Source organism: Streptomyces sp. NBC_00885 (assembly GCF_045207475.1).
GTDB lineage: Bacteria > Actinomycetota > Actinomycetes > Streptomycetales > Streptomycetaceae > Streptomyces.
Genome location: NZ_CP108796.1, coordinates 7,226,874 through 7,248,668 on the forward strand (window position 1 = coordinate 7,226,874; position 21,795 = coordinate 7,248,668).

The following is a 21,795-nucleotide window of genomic DNA, read 5'->3' on the forward strand; positions in this document are numbered from 1 at the left end:
ATGTTCCGCCGCACGTTCTGGTTCACCGCCGGCGCCGCAGCCGGCATCTGGGCCACCACCAAGGTCAATCGCAAGCTCAGGCAGCTGACCCCCGAAAGCCTTGCCGCGCAGGCCGCGAACAAGGCGATCGACGCCGGCCACAAGCTCAAGGACTTCGCACTCGACGTCCGGGCCGGCATGGTCCAGCGCGAAGCCGAACTGGGCGAAGCACTCGGCATCGACGCACCGGTCGACCCCGAACTGCCCGCGCAGCGCAGCTATGCCGCGATCGACCGGCCGGGGCCTTCCCACGACAAGCAGTCCTACAACTCGTACAACCGGAATGAGGACCACTGATGGAGTCGGCTGAAATCCGCCGCCGCTGGCTGAGCTTCTTCGAGGAGCGCGGGCACACCGTCGTGCCTTCGGCGTCGCTCATCGCGGACGATCCGACTCTGCTGCTGGTCCCCGCGGGCATGGTTCCCTTCAAGCCGTACTTCCTGGGTGAGGCCAAGCCGCCCGCCCCGCGCGCCACCAGCGTGCAGAAGTGCGTGCGTACGCCGGACATCGAAGAGGTCGGCAAGACCACCCGGCACGGCACCTTCTTCCAGATGTGCGGCAACTTCTCCTTCGGGGACTACTTCAAGGAAGGCGCCATCAAGTTCGCCTGGGAGCTGCTGACCAGCTCCGTCGCGGACGGTGGCTACGGCCTCGACCCCGAGCGCCTGTGGATCACGGTCTACAAGGAGGACGACGAGGCCGAGCAGATCTGGCGCGACGTGATCGGCGTGCCCGCCGAGCGCATCCAGCGCCTGGGCATGGGCCCCAACTTCTGGTCCATGGGCGTCCCCGGGCCCTGCGGACCCTGCTCCGAGATCAACTACGACCGTGGCCCGGAGTTCGGCGAAGAGGGCGGCCCGGCCGTCAACGACGAGCGCTACGTGGAGATCTGGAACCTGGTCTTCATGCAGTACGAGCGCGGCGCCGGCGAGGGAAAGGAGGACTTCCCGATCCTCGGCGACCTGCCGTCCAAGAACATCGACACCGGCCTCGGCCTCGAGCGCCTCGCGATGATCCTGCAGGGCGTACAGAACATGTACGAGACCGACACCCTGCGCGTCGTCATGGACAAGGCCACCGAGCTGACCGGCGTGCGCTACGGCGCCGAGCACGGCTCGGACGTCTCCCTGCGCGTGGTCGCCGACCACATCCGTACGTCGGTGATGCTCATCGGTGACGGAGTCACCCCCGGCAACGAGGGCCGCGGCTACGTCCTGCGCCGCATCATGCGCCGCGCCATCCGCAACATGCGCCTCATGGGCGCCACCGAGCCCGTCGTCGCCGAGCTGGCCGACGTGGTCATCAACACCATGGGCGAGCAGTACCCGGAGCTGATCACCGACCGCAAGCGGATCGAGGCCGTGGCCCTCGCCGAGGAGGCCGCCTTCCTCAAGACGCTCAGGGCCGGCACCAACATCCTCGACACCGCCATCACCGAGGCCAAGGCCGGCGGCGGCACGGTCCTCGCCGGCGACAAGGCCTTCCTGCTCCATGACACCTGGGGCTTCCCGATCGACCTCACCCTGGAGATGGCCGCCGAGCAGGGCCTTTCCGTGGACGAGGACGGTTTCCGCCGTCTGATGAAGCAGCAGCGGGACCAGGCCAAGGCCGACGCCAAGGCCAAGAAGACCGGCCATGCCGACCTCTCCGCCTATCGCTCGGTCGCCGACACGTCCGGCGCCACGGAGTTCACCGGCTACACCTCCACCGAGGGCGAGTCGACCGTCGTCGGCCTGCTCGTCGACGGAGTCCCCTCGCCCGCCGCCACCGAGGGCGACGAGGTCGAGGTCGTCCTCGACCGCACCCCCTTCTACGCCGAGGGCGGCGGCCAGCTCGCCGACCAGGGCCGCATCAAGCTCGACACGGGCGCCGTCATCGAGGTCCGCGACGTCCAGCAGCCGGTCCCCGGTGTCTCGGTGCACAAGGGCTCGGTGCAGGTCGGCGAGGTGACGGTCGGTGCCTCCGCCTACGCCGCCATCGACACCAGGCGCCGCCGTGCCATCGCCCGCGCCCACAGCGCCACGCACCTGACCCACCAGGCGCTGCGCGATGCCCTCGGCCCGACGGCCGCCCAGGCCGGTTCGGAGAACTCCCCGGGCCGCTTCCGCTTCGACTTCGGCTCGCCCGCGGCCGTCCCCGGCACGGTTCTCACCGACGTCGAGCAGAAGATCAACGAAGTGCTCGCCCGTGAACTCGACGTCCAGGCCGAGGTCATGAGCATCGACGAGGCCAAGAAGCAGGGCGCCATCGCCGAGTTCGGCGAGAAGTACGGCGAGCGGGTCCGCGTCGTCACCATCGGCGACTTCTCGAAGGAACTGTGTGGCGGCACCCACGTGCACAACACCGCCCAGCTGGGCCTGGTGAAGCTGCTCGGCGAGTCCTCGATCGGCTCCGGTGTGCGCCGTATCGAAGCCCTCGTCGGCGTCGACGCCTACAACTTCCTCGCCCGGGAGCACACGGTCGTCGCCCAGCTCCAGGAGCTCGTCAAGGGCCGTCCCGAGGAGCTTCCCGAGAAGATCTCCGGCATGCTCGCCAAGCTCAAGGACGCCGAGAAGGAGATCGAGAAGTTCCGCGCGGAGAAGGTCCTGCAGGCCGCCGCGGGTCTCGCCTCGGGCGCCAAGGACGTACGCGGTGTCGCGGTGGTCACCGGCCAGGTGCCGGACGGCACCGGCGCCGACGACCTGCGCAAGCTGGTCCTCGATGTCCGCGGCCGCATCCAGGGCGACCGCCCGGCCGTCGTGGCCCTGTTCACGATCGCGGGCGGCCGCCCGCTGACGGTCATCGCCACCAACGAGGCCGCCCGCGAGCGCGGGCTCAAGGCCGGTGACCTGGTCCGTACGGCTGCCAAGACCCTCGGCGGCGGCGGCGGCGGCAAGCCGGACGTCGCCCAGGGCGGCGGACAGAACCCGGACGCCATCGGCGACGCCGCGGCCGCAGTCGAGCGCCTCGTCACCGAGACCGCCTGATGCGCAGAGGCCGCCGCCTCGCGCTCGATGTCGGGGACGCCCGCATCGGGGTCGCCTCGTGCGACCCCGACGGGATCCTCGCCACCCCGGTGGAGACCGTGCCGGGACGCGATGTCCCGGCCGCCCACCGGCGACTCAAGCAGCTCGTCGAGGAGTACGAGCCCATCGAGGTCATCGTCGGCCTGCCCCGCTCGCTCAGCGGCGGGGAAGGCCCGGCCGCCGTCAAGATCCGCGGCTTCGCCCAGGAATTCGCCAACGGCATCGCCCCCATTCCGGTCCGACTGGTAGACGAGAGGATGACCACAGTGACGGCCAGTCAGGGACTCCGCGCTTCGGGCGTGAAGTCCAAAAAAGGCCGTTCCGTCATCGACCAGGCTGCCGCTGTGGTGATCCTTCAGAACGCTCTGGAGTCCGAACGGGCGTCCGGGACTGCTCCGGGCGAGGGCGTCGAAGTGGTTGTCTGATCGCGATACGGTAACGTTCCGCGCGATGCGGCGGTGTTCGAACAGCTGCCGCACAGAAAAGAGGCCGGCACGTTCCGCGTCGGCCTCGCGGCCCTAGGGGATCGATGACTGAGTATGGCCGGGGCTCTGGCTCCGAACCGTGGCATCCCGAGGACCCCTTGTACGGGGACCAGGGGTGGGGAGGACAGCAGGCCGCAGCCGGCCAGACTCCGTACGGCGGCCAGCCGCAGCAGCAGTACCCGCAGCAGCCGCAGCAGTACGGCAACCAGCAGCAGGACCCGTACCAGCAGCAACAGCAGTACAACCAGCAGCAACAGCAGCAGTACAACCAGCAACAGCAGTACAACCAGCAGCAGTACAACGCCAGTTGGGACACCGGCCAGCAGCCCGCCATGCCGTACGGAGCGGGCCCGGCCGACACCTACGGCGGCCAGCAGCCCGGCTACGCAAACCCGCAGGAAGCCGACTACTACGCCACTCCCGAGGCCTATCCGCCGCCGCAGCCCCCGGGCCGGCGCCAGGCCCAGCCGCAGCCCGCTCCCGCCGACTGGGACGCCGAGGCGCAGCAGGAGGAGACCCACCCCTTCTTCACCGGCGACGACGACCGTGACGACGACGGCGAGTACGACGACGACCCGGGTGAGTCGCGCCGGGGCGGCGGCCGTGAGCGTCGGGGCAAGACCAAGAAGAAGAGCCGCAACGGCTGCGCGTGCCTGGTCGTCTCGCTGGTGCTCGCGGGCGGCCTCGGCGGTGCCGGCTACTTCGGCTATCAGTTCTGGCAGGACCGGTTCGGCCCGGCCGAGGACTATGCGGGTGCCGGAACGGGGCAGACGCAGGTTGAGATCCCCAAGGGCGCGGGCCTGCTGGAGATCGGCAACATCCTCAAGACGGCCGGTGTCGTCAAGAGCGCGGGCGCCTTCGTCGCCGCCGCCGACGGGAAGGGCATCCAAGCCGGCGTCTACCTGCTCCCCAAGGGCATGTCCGGCAAGAACGCCGTGGCCCGCATGCTCGACCCGGCCAGCCGCAACAACCTGATGGTTATCCCGGGCAAGCGCAACTCCTGGGTCTACGAGCAGATCGACGCGCGCCTCGGCATCAAGGCGGGGACCACCAAGGCCGTCGCCAAGGCGAAGGCGAAGACCCTTGGCCTGCCCGAGTGGGCAAACGACAACAAGAACATCAAGGACCCGCTGGAAGGATTCCTCTACCCCGCGACCTATCCGGTCGCCAAGGGCATGAAGCCGGAGGCCGTCCTGCAGAAGATGGTCGCCCAGGCGAACAAGGAGTTCGACAAGAAGGACCTCAAGGCCGAGGCCGCCAGGCTGGGCCTGAAAACGCCGCTCCAGGTGATCACCGTCGCGAGCCTCGTCCAGGCCGAGGGCAAGTACAAGCACGACTTCGACAAGGTCTCGCGGGTCGTCTACAACCGCCTGAAGCCGAACAACGCCGAGACCGTCGGACGCCTCGAATTCGACTCGACGATCAACTACATCAAGAGCGAGAGCAAGCTCGACACCGGCGCCGTGGACGACCTGCGGCAGATCAAGGATCCGTACAACACGTACGACATAAAGGGCCTGCCGCCAGGACCGATCGGGAATCCGGGTCTGGACGCTTTCGGCTCGGCTCTGAATCCGACCCCCGGTCCCTGGTACTACTTCGTGTCGATCACCGAGGACAAGACGCTCTTCGCGGTCACCAACGCGGAGCACGAGCGCAACCGCAGGAAATACGAAGAGCAGCAGGAGAAGAACGGCCAGTGAGCACGACGAAGCGGCGTGCTGCGGTCCTCGGATCGCCGATCGCCCACTCGCTCTCCCCGGTGCTGCACCGCGCGGCCTACGCCGAACTCGGCCTCGACGACTGGTCGTACGACCGCTTCGAGGTGGACGAGGCCGGGCTGCCGGGCTTCGTGGAGGGACTCGACGACTCCTGGGCCGGTCTTTCGCTGACCATGCCGCTCAAGCGCGCGATCCTGCCGCTGCTCGACGGCATCAGTGACACCGCCGCCTCCGTCGAAGCCGTCAACACTGTGGTCTTCACCGAGGACGGCCGCCGTCTCGGCGACAACACCGACATCCCCGGCATGATCGCCGCACTGCGGGAGCGGGGCGTCGACAAGGTCGCGTCGGCCGCGGTGCTGGGCGCGGGTGCGACGGCGGCGTCCGCGCTCGCCGCGCTCGCCCGGATCTGCACGGGACCCGTCGTCGCCTGCGTACGCAGCCAGGCCCGGGCCGAGGAGATGCGCGGCTGGGGCGAGCGGCTCGGTGTCGATGTCGTCATCGCCGACTGGACCGAGGCCGCGACGGTGCTGGAGGCCCCCCTGGTCATCGCCACCACCCCGGCGGGCGCGACCGACGCGCTGGCGGCCGAGGTGCCCGAGCGGCCGGGAACGCTGTTCGACGTGCTGTACGAGCCGTGGCCCACGGCCCTGGCCGCCGCGTGGTCGGGCCACGGCGGGGACGTGGTCGGCGGCCTCGACCTCCTGGTCCACCAGGCGGTTCTCCAGGTCGAACAGATGACGGGCCGTGCCCCCGCACCGCTGGCCGCCATGCGGGCCGCCGGGGAGCAGGCGCTGAGCGGCGGCACAACGGCGTGAGGCGGCGGGCGCTGGCGTCCGGGTGATGGACCGGAGAAAGGGTCACGGACGCGGACGTGGGAGGATCGGGGGAGGCGGGCCAGGGCCGCGCACCCGGTCGCGCCGTCGCAGTTCCAGGCGCGAGCAGGAGGAGCACCGTTGAGCAGGTTGCGTTGGCTGACGGCGGGGGAGTCGCACGGACCCGCACTGGTGGCGACGCTGGAGGGTCTTCCCGCCGGTGTGCCGATCACGACGGAGATGGTGGCGGACCATCTCGCGCGTCGGCGCCTCGGTTACGGCCGCGGTGCCCGGATGAAGTTCGAGCGCGACGAGGTCACCTTCCTCGGTGGCGTACGGCACGGCCTGACGATGGGCTCGCCCGTCGCGGTCATGGTGGGCAACACCGAGTGGCCGAAGTGGGACAAGGTCATGGCCGCGGACCCGGTCGACCCCGACGAGCTCGCCCAGCTGGCCCGTAACGCCCCTCTGACCCGGCCGCGCCCCGGTCATGCCGACCTGGCGGGTATGCAGAAGTACGCACTCGACGAGGCCCGGCCGATCCTGGAGCGCGCCAGTGCCCGTGAGACGGCCGCGCGGGTCGCGCTGGGCGCGGTGGCCCGCTCGTACCTGAAGGAGACGGCGGGGATCGAGATCGTCTCCCACGTCATCGAACTCGCCTCGGCCAAGGCTCCGTACGGCGTGTACCCGACCCCTGCCGACGTCGACAGGCTCGACGCCGACCCGGTGCGCTGCCTGGACGCCGACGCGTCGAAGGCGATGGTCGCGGAGATCGACCAGGCTCACAAGGACGGCGACACCCTCGGCGGTGTCGTCGAGGTGCTGGCCTACGGGGTGCCGGTCGGTCTCGGGTCGCACGTGCACTGGGACCGGCGGCTCGATGCCCGGCTCGCGGCCGCGCTGATGGGGATCCAGGCCATCAAGGGCGTCGAGGTCGGCGACGGCTTCGAGCTCGCCCGCGTCCCCGGTTCCAAGGCGCACGACGAGATCGTGCCGGGACCGGACGGGATCCGGCGCTCGACCGGCCGTTCCGGCGGCACCGAGGGCGGCATGTCGACGGGCGAGCTGCTGCGCGTACGGGCCGCGATGAAGCCGATCGCGACCGTTCCGCGTGCGCTGGCCACCGTCGATGTCGCCACCGGCGAGGTCGCGGCGGCTCACCACCAGCGTTCCGACGTCTGTGCGGTACCGGCGGCCGGAATCGTCGCCGAGGCGATGGTCGCGCTCGTCCTGGCCGACGCGGTCGCGGAGAAGTTCGGCGGCGACAGCGTCGGCGAGACCCGCCGCAACGTCCAGTCGTACCTCGACAATCTCCACATCCGGTGAGCGTCCCCCTGATCGTCTTGGTCGGGCCCATGGGCTCGGGCAAGTCCACGGTCGGCGGGCTGCTCGCCGAGCGTCTTGGCGTGCCTTACCGGGACACCGACGCCGATATCGTCGCGGCGCAGGGCCGCGAGATCTCGGACATCTTCGTCGACGAGGGCGAGCCGTACTTCCGTGAGCTCGAGCGGCAGGCCGTGCGCGCCGCGCTCGCCGAGCACCCGGGCGTACTCGCCCTCGGCGGCGGAGCGATCCTCGACGACTCGACCCGCGAACTGCTCGCCGGGCTGCCCGTCGTCTATCTGTCGCTGGACGTCGAGGAGGCGGTACGGCGGGTGGGCCTCAACCAGGCGCGCCCCCTGCTCGCCGTCAACCCGCGGCGCCAGTGGCGCGAGTTGATGGACGCACGCCGCCATCTGTACACGGAAGTCGCACGCGTCGTCGTCGCCACCGACGACCGCACCCCCGAAGAGGTCGCCCAGGCGGTCCTCGACGCTTTGGAGCTGAAGGACGTATGACGGACCAGGCAGTGACCCGTATCCAGGTCGGCGGCACGGAAGGCTCCGATCCGTACGAGGTGCTGGTCGGCCGGCAGCTGCTCGCCGAGCTGCCCGGGCTCATCGGCCGGGCACAGCGCGTGGCCGTGCTGCACCCGGAGGCCCTCGCCGAGACGGGTGAGGCGATCCGCGAGGACCTCGCTTCCCAGGGCTTCGAGGCCATCGCGATTCAGCTGCCGAACGCCGAGGAGGCCAAGACCGTCGAGGTCGCGGCGTACTGCTGGAAGGCGCTCGGCCAGACCGGATTCACGCGCTCCGACGTCATCGTCGGCGTGGGCGGCGGCGCCACCACCGATGTCGCCGGGTTCGTCGCGGCGACCTGGCTGCGCGGGGTGCGCTGGATCGCCGTACCCACGACCGTGCTCGGCATGGTCGACGCGGCGGTCGGCGGCAAGACCGGTATCAACACCGCCGAGGGCAAGAACCTCGTCGGGGCCTTCCACCCGCCCGCCGGGGTGCTCTGCGACCTCGCCGCGCTCGACTCGCTGCCCGTCAACGACTACGTCAGCGGCATGGCCGAGATCATCAAGGCCGGGTTCATCGCCGACCCCGCCATCCTCGACCTCGTCGAGTCCGACCCGCAGGGCGCGCGCAGTCCCGCGGGACCGCACACCGCCGAGCTGATCGAGCGCTCCATCCGGGTCAAGGCGGAGGTCGTGTCCAACGACCTCAAGGAGTCGGGCCTGCGGGAGATCCTCAACTACGGCCACACGCTCGCCCACGCCATCGAGAAGAACGAACGCTACAAGTGGCGGCACGGCGCGGCCGTCTCGGTCGGCATGGTCTTCGCCGCCGAACTGGGCCGCCTGGCGGGCCGGTTGGACGACGCGACCGCCGACCGGCATCGCTCGGTCCTTGAGTCCGTCGGGCTGCCGCTGACCTATCGCGGCGACCAGTGGCCCAAGCTCCTCGAGACGATGAAGGTCGACAAGAAGTCCCGGGGCAACCTGCTGCGGTTCATCGTTCTCGACGGCCTCGCCAAGCCGACCGTGCTGGAGGGCCCGGACCCGGCGGTGCTGCTCGCGGCGTACGGAGAGGTGTCCGCATGACGCGTCAGGTGCTGGTACTCAACGGCCCCAACCTCGGACGGCTGGGCTCGCGCGAGCCGGACGTCTACGGCGCGACCTCCTACGCGGGTCTGGTGGAGACCTGCCAGGAGCTCGGCAAGGAGCTCGGCTTCGACGTCGACGTGCGGGAGACGAACGACGAGGGCGAGATGATCCGCTGGTTGCACGAGGCCGCGGACGGCTCAATTCCGGTCGTTCTCAACCCCGGTGCCTTCACGCACTATTCGTACGGGATGCGCGACGCGGCCGCCCAGCGGACCGCCCCGCTGATCGAGGTGCACATCTCGAATCCGTACACCCGTGAGGCATTTCGGCACACTTCGGTGGTCGCGGCGGTCGCCAGCGGCACGATCGCCGGCTTCGGCATCGGCTCGTACCGGCTCGCTCTACGGGCGCTGGCCGAGGAATTGACTGGCTGACAGGGCACTTCGGACGGCTCCCGGCCGTTCCCACTGGGGGCGAACGGGAAGGTACCGTTCGGTAGCAGGGCGGCCTGGAGGGCGCCTGACCAGCGTGAGTCGTACGAGACGGAGTGGCACCGGATGCAGCACGCAGTGGGGGGTCCGCTGCCTCCGCCCCAGGAACCGGGGCAGGGACCGGCCGGATGGACACACAGCGCCCAGCACCCGGGGCCGCCGCCGGGCGTTCCCGCTGGACCCCCGCCGCCGCACGGCCGGCCCTCGGCCGGACCACCTCCCGGCGCACCGGCAGGACCCCCGCCGCCGCATCCTTCGGCGCCGCCGCAGGGCCGGCCGCCTGCCGGGCCTCCGCACCCGCAGAGCCGGCCGCCCGCCGGGCCTCACCCGGGCGCTCCTGCCGGGCCGCCGCCCGGCGCACCGGGCGGCCCACCGCACTCGCAGGGGCAGCAGCCCGCAGGACCGCCCCCCGTGGCCCCCGCGCGGCCCCCGCACACCCACGGCGGGCACCCCGCGCCCGGCTGGACCGGTCCCACCCCGCGGCACGCCTCGGCCCCGCCCTCCCGTGAGACCACGGGTCACATCCAGCTGCCACCCGGCGGACCCGTTCCCATGCCCGCGCCGCCCCCGGCGGACAGCGGCACGGGCACGGCCACGCTCGCCGTACTGCTCATCGGCCCGGCCGGCGCGGGCAAGACGACCGTGGCCAGGCACTGGGCCGCCGCCCGTCGCGTCCCCACCGCGCACATCAGCCTCGACGACGTACGCGAATGGGTCTGCTCCGGCTTCGCCGACCCCCAGTCCGGCTGGAACGACCACTCCGAGGCGCAGTACCGCCTCGCCCGCCGCACCTGCGGATTCGCCGCCCGGAACTTCCTGGCCAACGGCATCTCCTGCATCCTCGACGACGCCGTCTTCCCCGACCGCCCGGTCGTCGGCCTCGGCGGCTGGAAGCGCCATGTCGGTCCCGGGCTGCTGCCCGTGGTCCTGCTCCCGGGCCTCGAGGTCGTGCTGGAGCGCAACGCCGAGCGCAGCGGAAACCGCCGCCTCTCGGACGAGGAAGTGGCCAGCATCCACGGCCGGATGGCCGGCTGGTACGGATCGGGGCTGCCGATCATCGACAACTCCAAGTACGACGTGGAGACCACGGCCCGGGTACTCGACGAGGTGCTGGCCCGGTCCATCGCCAGCCCGCCGAACTGGTGAGCCGCGGCCCGCTCGAACCCACCCCCGGTCGGACGCGCTGACCAGGCCGGACCGCGCAACCGCTCGTAGGCTCGGAACATGTCAGAGGTGTATGGGGTCCGCCGCGGCCGGCTGCGCGACCGGTGCGCGGCCACCGGCAGCGCCGGGGTTCTGGTCTCCCGCCCCGCGAACGTCCGCTACCTCGCGGGCGCCGCACCGCCCGGCGCCGTACTCCTGCTCGCCCCCGGCGAGGACGTCCTGCTCTGCCCCGGCACACCCACCAGTGATCCCGCCGACGGCCGCCCCGACGAACAGCTCCGGCTGACCGTCCTGCCCACCTCGGCCGGTGATCCGGCGGTCGCCGCCGCCGAGCAGGCGCGCACCGCCGGCGTCGAGTCGCTCGCCGTCGAGGAGCACCATCTGACCGTGGCCCGCCACCGCGCCCTGGCCTCGGTCGCGCCGCGGCTGCGCCTCGCCGACCTCGGCCTCGCCGTGGAGCAGCAGCGCCTCGTCAAGGACGAGGAGGAGATCGCCTGCCTGCGGATCGCGGCAGAGATCGCCGACCAGGCCCTCGGTGAACTGCTGGAGTCGATCCTGGTCGGCCGCACCGAGCGGCATCTCGCCCTGGAGCTGGAGCGGCGGCTCGTCGACCACGGCGCCGACGGCCCCGCCTTCCCGACCTCGGTCGCCACCGGACCCAATTCCGGCCGGGGGGGTCACCGCCCCAGCGACCGCCGCGTCGAGGAGGGTGATTTCCTCTCGGTCTGCGTCGGCGCGAACTATCGCGGCTACCGTTGCGAGATCGGCCGTACGTTCGTCATCGGGACGACCCCGGCGGACTGGCAGATCGACCTGTACGACCTCGTATTCGCCGCTCAGCGGGCCGCCCGCGAGTCTCTCGCACCGGGAGCCGGGTACCGCGACGTGGACCACGCTGCCCGCCAGATCCTGGACGCGGCGGGCCATGGGGAGGGCCTCGCACCCCGCACCGGGCACGGCGTCGGGCTCGAAATCGACGAGGACCCGCAGCTCGCCCCTGCAGCCATGGGTAAACTGGACGCTTGTGTGCCGGTCACCGTCGAACCGGGGGTCCACCTCCCGGGCCGGGGCGGTGTCCGGATCGATGACACGCTCGTCGTGCGCCAGGAGGCGGACGGCGGACCCGAGCTACTCACCATCACGACCAAGGAGCTGCTCGCGCTCTAGCTTTTCGCTGCAGCGCGCTTCCTCGGTCGTCCACCAGCGTCAGTCCAGGAGATTCCGCAACCGTGGCTTCCACGAACGACCTCAAGAACGGCATGGTGCTCAAGCTCGACGGAGGCCAGCTCTGGTCCGTCGTCGAGTTCCAGCACGTCAAGCCCGGCAAGGGCCCCGCCTTTGTGCGCACCAAGCTGAAGAACGTGCTCTCCGGCAAGGTCGTCGACAAGACGTTCAACGCCGGCGTGAAGGTCGAGACGGCCACCGTCGACCGCCGAGACATGCAGTTCTCGTACATGGACGGCGACTACTTCGTCTTCATGGACATGCAGACGTACGACCAGCTGCACATCGAACGCAAGGCCGTCGGTGACGCCGCCAACTTCCTGATCGAGGGCTTCACCGCCAGCGTCGCGCAGCACGAGGGCGAGGTGCTCTACGTCGAGCTGCCCGCCGCCGTCGAGCTGACCATCCAGCACACCGACCCGGGCGTCCAGGGCGACCGCTCCACCGGCGGCACCAAGCCCGCGACGCTGGAGACCGGTTTCGAGATCGGTGTCCCGCTCTTCATCACCACCGGTGAGAAGATCAAGGTCGACACGCGCTCCGGTGAGTACCTCGGCCGGGTGAACAGCTAACCGTGGCTGCCCGGAACAAGGCCCGCAAGCGCGCCTTCCAGATCCTCTTCGAGGCCGACCAGCGCGGGGCGTCCGTGCAGACGGTCCTCGCGGACTGGGTCCGGCACTCGCGGTCCGACGACCGGCAGCCGCCGGTCGGCGAGTACACCATGGAGCTCGTCGAGGGGTACGCGCAGCACGCGGACCGGATCGACGATCTCATCGCCACCTACTCGGTCGGCTGGACCCTGGACCGGATGCCGGTCGTCGACCGCAACATCATCCGGCTCGGCGCGTACGAGCTGGTGTGGGTGGACGAGACGCCGGACGCGGTGGTGATCGACGAGGCGGTGCAGCTCGCCAAGGAGTTCTCCACCGACGAGTCGCCGTCGTTCGTCAACGGCATGCTCGGCCGCTTCAAGGACCTCAAGCCGAGTCTGCGTCGCGACTAGCCGAGGGGCTGTCGGGGCTCGTTTCCCACCGCGCACCGAACGCCGACGGGGCTGGATCTTCCAGCCCCGTCGGCGTTTTCGGCTGTTGGCCGCCGCGGCTCGTCAACGCAGCGGAGGGCGAACCCGCACATGACGGGTTCGCCCTCCGACGTGACGTTTCTCCTGAAGTGGCGTCAGCCCTCTTCGTGGGTGACCGCGCGCCGCGCGTCCGCGTCGAGCACGCCCCAGCTGATGAGCTGCTCGGTCAGGACCGACGGCGACTGGTCATAGATCACGGCCAGGGTGCGCAGGTCGTCCTGACGGATCGACAGCACCTTGCCGTTGTAGTCGCCGCGCTGGGACTGGATCGTGGCGGCGTAGCGCTGGAGCGGGCCTGCCTTCTCCTGCGGCACGTGGGCGAGCCGCTCCAGATCAAGGACGAGCTTCGGCGGCGGCTCGGCGGCCCCGCCCGGCGTGGTGCCGGGAAGCAGCTCCTGCACCGGGACGCCGTAGAAGTCCGCAAGCTCGGCAAGTCGCTGTACGGTCACGGCGCGGTCGCCGCGCTCGTACGAGCCGACCACAACGGCCTTCCAGCGGCCCTGGGACTTCTCTTCCACGCCGTGGAGGGAAAGCCCCTGCTGGGTGCGGATGGCGCGGAGCTTGGCCCCGAGCTGTTTTGCGTATTCGCTGGACATATAGCTCCCCGGACGCTGAGACAACGTGCGGCTCCGCCGCGCGGCTGGTAACTCACTGTGAGGTTACGCAGCGTTACTTGGATGCGTCAAGCCGAAAAGGTCCGTCCGGATCTCCCACAGGGGCGGGACCCGGTGCGCGGCACGGCCCTGGTAGCGTGAGGGACGTAATTTCGACGTCCTTTAAGATCCGTCCCGTGAGGCGGAGAAGGAGGTCCGTTTCATATGGACACGCATGGCAGTTCCGATGCGGCACGCCCCGTTCTCGAGGCTCCCGACATCGCGCGGGTACTGACCCGCATCGCCCACGAGATCGTCGAACGCGCCAAGGGCGCCGACGACGTGGTGCTTCTCGGCATCCCGACCCGCGGTGTGTACCTCGCCCGGCGGCTCGCCGACAAGCTCGAAGAGATCACCGGCCGCACGATCCCGGTCGGCTCGCTCGACATCACCATGTACCGCGACGACCTGCGGCTGCGGCCCGCCCGCGCGCTGGCCCGCACCGACATCCCCGGTGACGGCGTCGACGGCCGCCTGGTCGTCCTGGTCGACGACGTGCTCTTCTCCGGCCGCACCATCCGCGCCGCGCTCGACGCGCTCGGCGACATCGGCCGGCCCCGCGCGGTACAGCTCGCGGTCCTCGTCGACCGCGGCCACCGCGAACTCCCGATCCGCGCCGACTACGTCGGCAAGAACCTCCCCACGTCGCTGCGGGAGACGGTCAAGGTCCTGCTCTCCGAGGAGGACGGTCGCGACACCGTGCTGCTCGGTGTGCGAGAGACCGCCCCGGCCGGCGAGCAGTAGCACCCCTCCGTACGCCCACCAGTCCCGTACGGACGTGCCACCTGCGCGCCCGCATGCCGCTGAGCCTGTCCGGGACCGCACCCCACCCGCGGCTCGGCCGCAGGCCCGGACCCACGACCTTCAGACAACGGAGCACACCCAGATGAAGCGCCACCTCATCTCGGCCGCCGACCTCACCCGCGACGACGCCGTGCTGATCCTCGACACCGCCGAGGAGATGGCCCGGGTCGCCGACCGGCCGATCAAGAAGCTGCCCACCCTGCGCGGCCGTACCGTCGTCAACCTCTTCTTCGAGGACTCGACGCGCACCCGGATCTCCTTCGAGGCCGCCGCCAAGCGCCTCTCCGCCGATGTCATCAACTTCTCCGCCAAGGGCTCGTCGGTCTCCAAGGGCGAGTCGCTCAAGGACACCGCGCTGACGCTGGAGGCGATGGGCGCGGACGCCGTCGTCATCCGGCACGGCGCCTCGGGAGCCCCCTACCGCCTGGCCACCTCCGGCTGGATCGACGGCGCCGTCGTGAACGCCGGCGACGGTACTCACGAGCACCCCACCCAGGCGCTGCTCGACGCCTTCACCATGCGCCGCCGACTCGTCGGGGCGGACGCCGGGATCGGGCGGGGCCTCGACGGCCGCCGGATCACGATCGTCGGCGACATCCTGCACAGCCGCGTCGCCCGTTCCAACGTCCTGCTGCTGGGCACCCTCGGCGCCCATGTCACGCTGGTCGCCCCGCCCACCCTGGTCCCCATCGGTGTCGAGAACTGGCCGTGCGAGGTGTCGTACGACCTCGACGAGGTGCTGCCGAAGTCCGACGCGGTGATGATGCTGCGTGTGCAGCGCGAGCGGATGAACGCCGCCTTCTTCCCCACCGAGCGCGAGTACTCGCGCCGCTACGGCCTGGACGGCGACCGCATGGCGCGGATGCCCGAGCACGCCATCGTGATGCACCCCGGACCGATGAACCGCGGTATGGAGATCACCGCTCAGGTCGCCGACTCCGACCGCTGCACGGCCGTCGAGCAGGTCGCCAACGGCGTCTCGACCCGGATGGCCGTCCTGTATCTGCTTCTGGGCGGCAACGAGCCCGCCGTCAGCCCCACCCATGGCCGCACCGAGGAGAACAAGTAACCATGAGCAAGATCCTTATTCGCGGCGCGAAGGTGCTGGGCGGCGAGGCCCAGGACGTCCTGATCGACGGCGAGACCATCGCCGCGGTCGGTACCGGCCTGCCGGCCGAGGGCGCCACGGTGATCGAGGCCGCTGGGCGCATCCTGCTGCCCGGACTCGTCGACCTGCACACCCATCTGCGCGAGCCCGGCCGCGAGGACTCCGAGACGGTCCTCACCGGCACCAAGGCTGCCGCCGTCGGCGGCTTCACCGCCGTCCACGCCATGGCCAACACCTTCCCGGTCGCCGACACGGCCGGTGTGGTCGAGCAGGTCTACCGCCTCGGCAAGGAGTCCGGCTACTGCGACGTGCAGCCCGTCGGCGCCGTCACGGTCGGCCTGGAGGGCAAGAAGCTCGCCGAACTCGGCGCCATGCACGACTCGGCAGCGGGCGTGAAGGTGTTCTCCGACGACGGCAAGTGCGTCGACGACGCCGTGATCATGCGCCGCGCCCTGGAGTACGTGAAGGCCTTCGACGGCGTCGTCGCCCAGCACGCCCAGGAGCCCCGCCTCACCGAGGGCGCCCAGATGAACGAGGGCGTCGTCTCCGCCGAGCTCGGCCTCGGCGGCTGGCCCGCGGTCGCCGAGGAGTCGATCATCGCCCGCGATGTTCTCCTCGCCGCCCACGTCGGCTCCCGCGTCCACATCTGCCACCTCTCCACCGCGGGCTCGGTCGAGATCGTCCGCTGGGCCAAGTCCAAGGGCTGGAACGTCACCGCCGAGGTCACCCCGCACCACCTCCTCCTCACCGACGAGCTGGTGCGCACGTACAACCCCGTCTACAAGGTCAACCCGCCGCTGCGCACCGAGGCCGACGTCCTGGCCCTGCGCGAGGCCCTCGCCGACGGCACCATCGACTGTGTCGCCACCGACCACGCCCCGCACCCGCACGAGGACAAGGACTGCGAGTGGGCTGCGGCCGCCATGGGCATGGTCGGCCTGGAAACCGCCCTGTCCGTCGTCCAGCAGACGATGGTCGACACCGGCCTGATCGACTGGGCGGGCGTCGCCGACCGGATGAGCTTCCGCCCGGCCGCCATCGGCCGGCTGGAGGGTCACGGACGCCCCGTCTCGGCAGGTGAGCCCGCGAACCTCACGCTCGTCGATCCGGCATACCGTGGAGCCGTGAACCCCGCGGGCTTCGCCTCCCGCAGCCGCAACACTCCCTACGAGGGCCGTGAGCTGCCGGGACGCGTGACCCACACCTTCCTGCGGGGCAGGGCCACGGTCGTCGACGGGAAGCTCGCGTGACATCACTCATCGTCCTGGCCGCCGGGGAGAAGTCGGCGGAGGTGACCAACTGGGCCGGACGCATCGGCTGGGTGGCCGGACTGCTGCTCTTCATCGCCCTCGTCTACTGGCTGATGCGCCAGGGGTGGAAGTGGCGCGGCAGCCTCCAGTCGGACCTTCCCGAGCTGCATGTCGCGCCCGAGTCGCCCGGCGAGGCGACACTGAGCATGAGCGGCCGTTACCACGGCTCCACGACCGCGGGGCAGTGGCTGGACCGGATCGTGGCCCATGGTCTGGGCACCCGCAGCCGCGTCGAGCTCACGCTCACCGAGGCGGGACTGGACGTCGTACGCCCCGGGGCGCAGGACTTCTTCGTCCCCACGGCGGCCCTGCGCGAGGCGAGGCTCGACAAGGCCATCGCGGGCAAGGTCCTCGCCGAGGGCGGACTGCTGATCGTCACCTGGGCGCACGGCGACAAGCTGATCGACTCCGGCTTCCGCTCCGACCACGCGGCCGAGCACGCCGCCTGGGTCGAGGCGATCAACAACCTGAACCAGCACAGCACGACGGAAGGCGCACGATGACGACCTCCACCCGGGGAGCCGCCAAGGTTCCCGCCGTACTCGTCCTGGAGGACGGCCGTACCTTCCGCGGCCGTGCCTACGGGGCCGTGGGGGAGACCTTCGGCGAGGCGGTGTTCAACACCGGCATGACCGGTTACCAGGAGACGCTCACCGACCCGTCCTACCACCGCCAGGTCGTCGTGATGACCGCCCCGCACGTCGGCAACACCGGCGTCAACGACGAGGACGACGAGTCCAAGCGGATCTGGGTCGCCGGCTATGTCGTACGCGACCCCGCGCGCGTGCCCTCCAACTGGCGCTCCCGCCGCTCCCTCGACGACGAGCTCGTCGCCCAGGGCGTCGTCGGCATCAGCGGCATCGACACCCGCGCGCTCACCCGCCACCTGCGCGAGCGCGGCGCCATGCGCGTCGGCATCTTCTCCGGCGCTGCGGTGATGGACGACGCCACGCTGCTCGGCAAGGTGCAGGACTCGCCGCAGATGAAGGGCGCCAACCTGTCCGCCGAGGTGGCCACCACCGAGACGTACGTCGTCCCCGCGGCCGGTACCAAGAAGTTCACCGTCGCCGCCATAGACCTCGGCATCAAGGGCATGACCCCGCAGCTGATGGCGGAGCGCGGCATGGAGGTGCACGTCCTGCCCGCCACGGCCACGGTCGAGGACGTGTACGCGGTCAACCCCGACGGCGTGTTCCTGTCCAACGGCCCCGGCGACCCGGCCACCGCCGACCTGACCGTGGTCAAGGCCGTCCTGGAGCGCAAGACGCCCCTGTTCGGCATCTGCTTCGGCAACCAGCTCCTCGGCCGCTCCCTCGGTTTCGGCACGTACAAGCTGAAGTACGGCCACCGCGGCATCAACCAGCCCGTGCAGGACCGCTCGACCGGCAAGGTCGAGGTCACCGCGCACAACCACGGATTCGCCGTCGACGCGCCGCTCGACAAGGTCTCCGACACCCCCTACGGCCGCGCCGAGGTCTCCCACGTCTGCCTCAACGACAACGTGGTCGAAGGCCTCCAGCTGCTCGACCAGCCGGCCTTCAGCGTCCAGTACCACCCCGAAGCGGCCGCGGGCCCGCACGACGCCGCGTACCTGTTCGACCGCTTCGTAACCCTGATGGAGGGCCAGCGTGCCTAAGCGCTCCGATATCCAGTCCGTCCTGGTCATCGGCTCCGGCCCGATCGTCATCGGGCAGGCCGCCGAGTTCGACTACTCCGGCACCCAGGCCTGCCGCGTCCTCAAGTCCGAGGGCCTGCGCGTCATCCTGGTGAACTCCAACCCGGCGACGATCATGACCGACCCGGAGATCGCCGACGCCACCTACGTCGAGCCGATCACGCCCGAGTTCGTCGAGAAGATCATCGCCAAGGAGCGCCCCGACGCGCTGCTGCCCACCCTCGGCGGCCAGACCGCGCTGAACACCGCCATCTCCATGCACGAGCAGGGTGTGCTGGAGAAGTACGGCGTCGAGCTCATCGGCGCCAACGTCGAGGCGATCAACAAGGGCGAGGACCGCGAGCTTTTCAAGGGCGTCGTCGAGGCCGTCAACACCAAGATCGGCCACGGCGAGTCCGCGCGCTCGGTCATCTGCCACTCGATGGACGACGTCCTGGGGGGCGTCGACGAGCTCGGCGGTTACCCGGTTGTCGTGCGCCCCTCCTTCACGATGGGCGGCGCGGGCTCCGGCTTCGCGCACGACGAGGACGAGCTGCGCCGCATCGCGGGACAGGGCCTCACGCTCTCCCCGACCACCGAGGTGCTCCTGGAGGAGTCCATCCTCGGCTGGAAGGAGTACGAGCTGGAGCTGATGCGCGACAAGCACGACAACGTCGTGGTCGTCTGCTCCATCGAGAACTTCGACCCCATGGGCGTGCACACCGGTGACTCGATCACCGTCGCCCCGGCGATGACCCTGACGGACCGTGAGTACCAGCGGCTGCGCGACATCGGTATCGCGATCATCCGCGAGGTCGGCGTGGACACCGGCGGCTGCAACATCCAGTTCGCGGTCAACCCCGACGACGGCCGGATCATCGTCATCGAGATGAACCCGCGCGTCTCGCGCTCCTCGGCGCTGGCGTCGAAGGCGACCGGCTTCCCGATCGCCAAGATCGCCGCCCGTCTCGCCGTCGGCTACACCCTCGACGAGATCCCCAACGACATCACCGAGAAGACCCCGGCGTCCTTCGAGCCCACGCTCGACTACGTCGTGGTCAAGGTGCCGCGGTTCGCCTTCGAGAAGTTCCCGTCCGCCGACGCCACCCTCACCACGACCATGAAGTCGGTGGGCGAGGCCATGGCGATCGGCCGGAACTTCACCGAGGCGCTGAACAAGGCGCTGCGCTCGCTGGAGAAGAAGGGCAGCCAGTTCTCCTTCACCTCGGAGCCCGGTGACAAGGCGGAGCTGCTGGAGACCGCCAAGGTCCCCACAGACGGCCGGATCAACACCGTCATGCAGGCCATCCGCGCGGGGGCCACGCCCGAGGAGGTCTTCGAGGCCACCAAGATCGACCCGTGGTTCGTCGACCAGCTCTTCCTGATCAAGGAGCACGCCGACGAGCTCGCCGCCGCCGAGAAGCTCTACCCCGAGCTGCTCGCGGACGCCAAGCGCCACGGCTTCTCCGACGCCCAGATCGCCGAGATCCGCGGGCTGCGCGAAGACGTCGTACGTGAGGTCCGGCACGCGCTGGGCATCCGTCCGGTCTACAAGACGGTCGACACCTGCGCTGCCGAGTTCGCCGCCAGGACCCCGTACTTCTACTCCTCCTACGACGAGGAGAGCGAGGTCGCGCCGCGCGAGAAGCCCGCCGTGATCATCCTCGGCTCGGGTCCGAACCGGATCGGCCAGGGCATCGAGTTCGACTACTCCTGTGTCCACGCCTCCTTCGCGCTGAGCGACGCGGGCTACGAGACCGTGATGGTCAACTGCAACCCGGAGACCGTCTCCACCGACTACGACACCTCCGACCGGCTGTACTTCGAGCCGCTCACGCTGGAGGACGTCCTGGAGATCGTCCACGCCGAATCGCTGGCCGGGCCCATCGCCGGCGTCATCGTCCAGCTCGGCGGCCAGACCCCGCTGGGCCTCGCGCAGGCGCTCAAGGACAACGGCGTGCCGATCGTCGGCACCTCGCCCGAGGCCATCCACTCCGCCGAGGACCGCGGCGCCTTCGGCCAGGTGCTCGCCGAGGCCGGTCTTCCGGCCCCCAAGCACGGCACCGCGACCACCTTCGCCGGGGCCAAGGCCATCGCCGACGAGATCGGCTATCCCGTCCTCGTACGCCCGTCGTACGTGCTCGGCGGGCGCGGCATGGAGATCGTGTACGACGAGACGCGCCTGGAGGCGTACATCGCCGAGTCCACCGAGATCAGCCCCACCCGTCCCGTCCTGGTCGACCGCTTCCTCGACGACGCGATCGAGATCGATGTCGACGCGCTCTACGACGGCAGCGAGCTCTACCTCGGCGGCGTCATGGAGCACATCGAGGAGGCCGGTATTCACTCCGGAGACTCGGCGTGCGCGCTGCCTCCGATCACGCTCGGCGGCTTCGACATCAAGCGGCTGCGCGCCTCGACCGAGGCGATCGCAAAGGGTGTCGGCGTACGCGGCCTGATCAACATCCAGTTCGCGATGGCCGGGGACATCCTGTACGTCCTCGAAGCCAACCCGCGTGCGTCCCGGACCGTCCCCTTCACCTCGAAGGCGACCGCCGTACCGCTGGCCAAGGCCGCGGCCCGTATCTCGCTGGGCGCGACCATCGCCGAACTGCGCGCCGAGGGCATGCTCCCGGCGAACGGTGACGGCGGCACCCTGCCGATGGACTCACCGATCTCCGTCAAGGAAGCCGTGATGCCGTGGTCGCGCTTCCGCGACATCCACGGTCGCGGTGTCGACACCGTCCTCGGCCCGGAGATGCGCTCCACCGGCGAGGTCATGGGCATCGACTCGGTCTTCGGCACGGCGTACGCCAAGTCGCAGGCGGGCGCGTACGGACCGCTGCCGACCAAGGGCCGCGCGTTCATCTCCGTCGCCAACCGCGACAAGCGCTCGATGATCTTCCCGGCGCGCGAGCTGGTGGCGCACGGCTTCGAGCTGCTCGCCACGTCCGGCACTGCCGAGGTGCTCAAGCGCAACGGCATCAACGCCACGATCGTGCGCAAGCAGAGCGAGGGCCAGGGCCCGGGCGGCGAGCGGACCATCGTCCAGCTCATCCACGACGGAGAAGTCGACCTCATCGTCAACACCCCGTACGGAACGGGCGGCCGTCTCGACGGCTACGAGATCCGTACGGCAGCCGTGGCGCGCTCCGTGCCCTGCCTGACGACGGTCCAGGCGCTCGCCGCGGCCGTCCAGGGCATCGACGCGCTCAACCGCGGTGATGTGGGCGTGCGTTCGCTCCAGGAACACGCGGAACACCTGACCGCGGCCCGCGACTAGCAAACGGCGAGGGGGACACCGGAAACGGT

General features: G+C 70.3%; 20 protein-coding genes. 19 read left to right on the plus strand and 1 reads right to left on the minus strand.

Annotation, left to right across the window (positions count from 1 at the left end; genetic code table 11):
- From OHA61_RS32945 to nusB, 13 genes are all read left to right on the plus strand, one after another.
- On the plus strand, positions 1-336 hold the full coding sequence (locus OHA61_RS32945; RefSeq protein WP_406306081.1) for a DUF6167 family protein: 336 nt from the start codon (positions 1-3) through the stop codon (positions 334-336).
- The gene (gene alaS, locus OHA61_RS32950) at positions 336-3,005 is read left to right on the plus strand and encodes an alanine--tRNA ligase (RefSeq protein WP_406306082.1); all 2,670 of its coding nucleotides are present in this window, start codon (positions 336-338) and stop codon (positions 3,003-3,005) included. Before OHA61_RS32945 ends, alaS begins: the two co-directional genes overlap by 1 nt.
- Positions 3,005-3,469, plus strand: coding sequence for a Holliday junction resolvase RuvX (ruvX, locus tag OHA61_RS32955; protein ID WP_266489347.1), 465 nt, complete (start codon positions 3,005-3,007; stop codon positions 3,467-3,469). The genes alaS and ruvX overlap by 1 nt, the downstream gene beginning before the upstream one ends.
- 104 nt (positions 3,470-3,573) lie before the next feature.
- Positions 3,574-5,232: an endolytic transglycosylase MltG gene (gene mltG / locus OHA61_RS32960; RefSeq protein ID WP_406306083.1), complete on the plus strand. Its 1,659-nt coding sequence runs from the start codon at positions 3,574-3,576 to the stop codon at positions 5,230-5,232.
- Positions 5,229-6,068 (plus strand): shikimate dehydrogenase, encoded by an 840-nt coding sequence (locus tag OHA61_RS32965; protein ID WP_406306084.1) that lies wholly within the window; start codon positions 5,229-5,231, stop codon positions 6,066-6,068. Before mltG ends, OHA61_RS32965 begins: the two co-directional genes overlap by 4 nt.
- 138 nt (positions 6,069-6,206) lie before the next feature.
- Complete coding sequence (aroC, locus tag OHA61_RS32970) at positions 6,207-7,391, plus strand: chorismate synthase (protein WP_389373823.1); 1,185 nt, start codon at positions 6,207-6,209, stop codon at positions 7,389-7,391.
- Positions 7,388-7,903: a shikimate kinase gene (locus tag OHA61_RS32975; protein ID WP_389373822.1), complete on the plus strand. Its 516-nt coding sequence runs from the start codon at positions 7,388-7,390 to the stop codon at positions 7,901-7,903. The genes aroC and OHA61_RS32975 overlap by 4 nt, the downstream gene beginning before the upstream one ends.
- Complete coding sequence (gene aroB / locus OHA61_RS32980) at positions 7,900-8,991, plus strand: 3-dehydroquinate synthase (RefSeq protein WP_406306085.1); 1,092 nt, start codon at positions 7,900-7,902, stop codon at positions 8,989-8,991. Before OHA61_RS32975 ends, aroB begins: the two co-directional genes overlap by 4 nt.
- Positions 8,988-9,428 (plus strand): type II 3-dehydroquinate dehydratase, encoded by a 441-nt coding sequence (gene aroQ / locus OHA61_RS32985; protein WP_266489356.1) that lies wholly within the window; start codon positions 8,988-8,990, stop codon positions 9,426-9,428. Before aroB ends, aroQ begins: the two co-directional genes overlap by 4 nt.
- A 123-nt stretch (positions 9,429-9,551) precedes the next feature.
- Positions 9,552-10,631, plus strand: coding sequence for an AAA family ATPase (locus OHA61_RS32990; RefSeq protein ID WP_406306086.1), 1,080 nt, complete (start codon positions 9,552-9,554; stop codon positions 10,629-10,631).
- Positions 10,632-10,709: 78 nt separating this feature from the next.
- The gene (locus tag OHA61_RS32995; protein WP_406306087.1) at positions 10,710-11,816 is read left to right on the plus strand and encodes an aminopeptidase P family protein; all 1,107 of its coding nucleotides are present in this window, start codon (positions 10,710-10,712) and stop codon (positions 11,814-11,816) included.
- A gap of 62 nt (positions 11,817-11,878) precedes the next feature.
- A complete protein-coding gene (gene efp / locus OHA61_RS33000; protein WP_406306088.1) occupies positions 11,879-12,445 on the plus strand; it encodes an elongation factor P in 567 nt (188 codons plus the stop codon).
- Positions 12,446-12,447: 2 nt separating this feature from the next.
- Positions 12,448-12,876, plus strand: a complete 429-nt coding sequence (nusB, locus tag OHA61_RS33005; protein ID WP_142216033.1) for a transcription antitermination factor NusB — start codon at positions 12,448-12,450, stop codon at positions 12,874-12,876.
- Between the two features lie 173 nt (positions 12,877-13,049).
- On the opposite strand, the gene bldD is transcribed toward nusB, so the two are convergent.
- Positions 13,050-13,550: a transcriptional regulator BldD gene (bldD, locus tag OHA61_RS33010; protein ID WP_266489365.1), complete on the minus strand. Its 501-nt coding sequence runs from the start codon at positions 13,548-13,550 to the stop codon at positions 13,050-13,052.
- 222 nt (positions 13,551-13,772) lie between these two features.
- Here bldD and pyrR point away from each other — a divergent pair, with 222 nt between their 5' ends.
- From pyrR to carB, 6 genes are all read left to right on the plus strand, one after another.
- Positions 13,773-14,351 carry a bifunctional pyr operon transcriptional regulator/uracil phosphoribosyltransferase PyrR gene (gene pyrR, locus OHA61_RS33015; RefSeq protein WP_324982327.1) on the plus strand — a complete coding sequence of 193 codons (579 nt, stop codon included), beginning with the start codon at positions 13,773-13,775 and terminating at the stop codon, positions 14,349-14,351.
- Positions 14,352-14,493: 142 nt separating this feature from the next.
- Entirely contained in the window at positions 14,494-15,480 is a 987-nt protein-coding gene (locus tag OHA61_RS33020) for an aspartate carbamoyltransferase catalytic subunit (RefSeq protein WP_406306089.1), read from the plus strand.
- 2 nt (positions 15,481-15,482) lie between these two features.
- Positions 15,483-16,769 (plus strand): dihydroorotase, encoded by a 1,287-nt coding sequence (locus tag OHA61_RS33025; protein ID WP_324982332.1) that lies wholly within the window; start codon positions 15,483-15,485, stop codon positions 16,767-16,769.
- Positions 16,766-17,332 (plus strand): hypothetical protein, encoded by a 567-nt coding sequence (locus OHA61_RS33030; protein WP_406306090.1) that lies wholly within the window; start codon positions 16,766-16,768, stop codon positions 17,330-17,332. Before OHA61_RS33025 ends, OHA61_RS33030 begins: the two co-directional genes overlap by 4 nt.
- A complete protein-coding gene (gene carA / locus OHA61_RS33035; protein WP_361910627.1) occupies positions 17,329-18,465 on the plus strand; it encodes a glutamine-hydrolyzing carbamoyl-phosphate synthase small subunit in 1,137 nt (378 codons plus the stop codon). Before OHA61_RS33030 ends, carA begins: the two co-directional genes overlap by 4 nt.
- The gene (gene carB, locus OHA61_RS33040) at positions 18,458-21,766 is read left to right on the plus strand and encodes a carbamoyl-phosphate synthase large subunit (RefSeq protein WP_406306091.1); all 3,309 of its coding nucleotides are present in this window, start codon (positions 18,458-18,460) and stop codon (positions 21,764-21,766) included. The genes carA and carB overlap by 8 nt, the downstream gene beginning before the upstream one ends.
- Positions 21,767-21,795 lie beyond the last annotated feature (29 nt).

Bases quoted from the DNA above. Each gene is read 5' to 3' on its own strand.
- OHA61_RS33020 (WP_406306089.1), top strand. From the start codon at position 14,494: ATGAAGCGCCACCTCATCTCGGCCGCCGACCTCACCCGCGACGACGCC.
- ruvX (WP_266489347.1), top strand. From the start codon at position 3,005: ATGCGCAGAGGCCGCCGCCTCGCGCTCGATGTCGGGGACGCCCGCATC.
- alaS (WP_406306082.1), top strand. From the start codon at position 336: ATGGAGTCGGCTGAAATCCGCCGCCGCTGGCTGAGCTTCTTCGAGGAG.
- mltG (WP_406306083.1), top strand. From the start codon at position 3,574: ATGACTGAGTATGGCCGGGGCTCTGGCTCCGAACCGTGGCATCCCGAG.
- aroQ (WP_266489356.1), top strand. From the start codon at position 8,988: ATGACGCGTCAGGTGCTGGTACTCAACGGCCCCAACCTCGGACGGCTG.
- bldD (WP_266489365.1), bottom strand. From the start codon at position 13,550: ATGTCCAGCGAATACGCAAAACAGCTCGGGGCCAAGCTCCGCGCCATC.
- OHA61_RS32945 (WP_406306081.1), top strand. From the start codon at position 1: ATGTTCCGCCGCACGTTCTGGTTCACCGCCGGCGCCGCAGCCGGCATC.
- OHA61_RS32990 (WP_406306086.1), top strand. From the start codon at position 9,552: ATGCAGCACGCAGTGGGGGGTCCGCTGCCTCCGCCCCAGGAACCGGGG.
- pyrR (WP_324982327.1), top strand. From the start codon at position 13,773: ATGGACACGCATGGCAGTTCCGATGCGGCACGCCCCGTTCTCGAGGCT.
- OHA61_RS33025 (WP_324982332.1), top strand. From the start codon at position 15,483: ATGAGCAAGATCCTTATTCGCGGCGCGAAGGTGCTGGGCGGCGAGGCC.
- aroB (WP_406306085.1), top strand. From the start codon at position 7,900: ATGACGGACCAGGCAGTGACCCGTATCCAGGTCGGCGGCACGGAAGGC.
- OHA61_RS32995 (WP_406306087.1), top strand. From the start codon at position 10,710: ATGTCAGAGGTGTATGGGGTCCGCCGCGGCCGGCTGCGCGACCGGTGC.
- carA (WP_361910627.1), top strand. From the start codon at position 17,329: ATGACGACCTCCACCCGGGGAGCCGCCAAGGTTCCCGCCGTACTCGTC.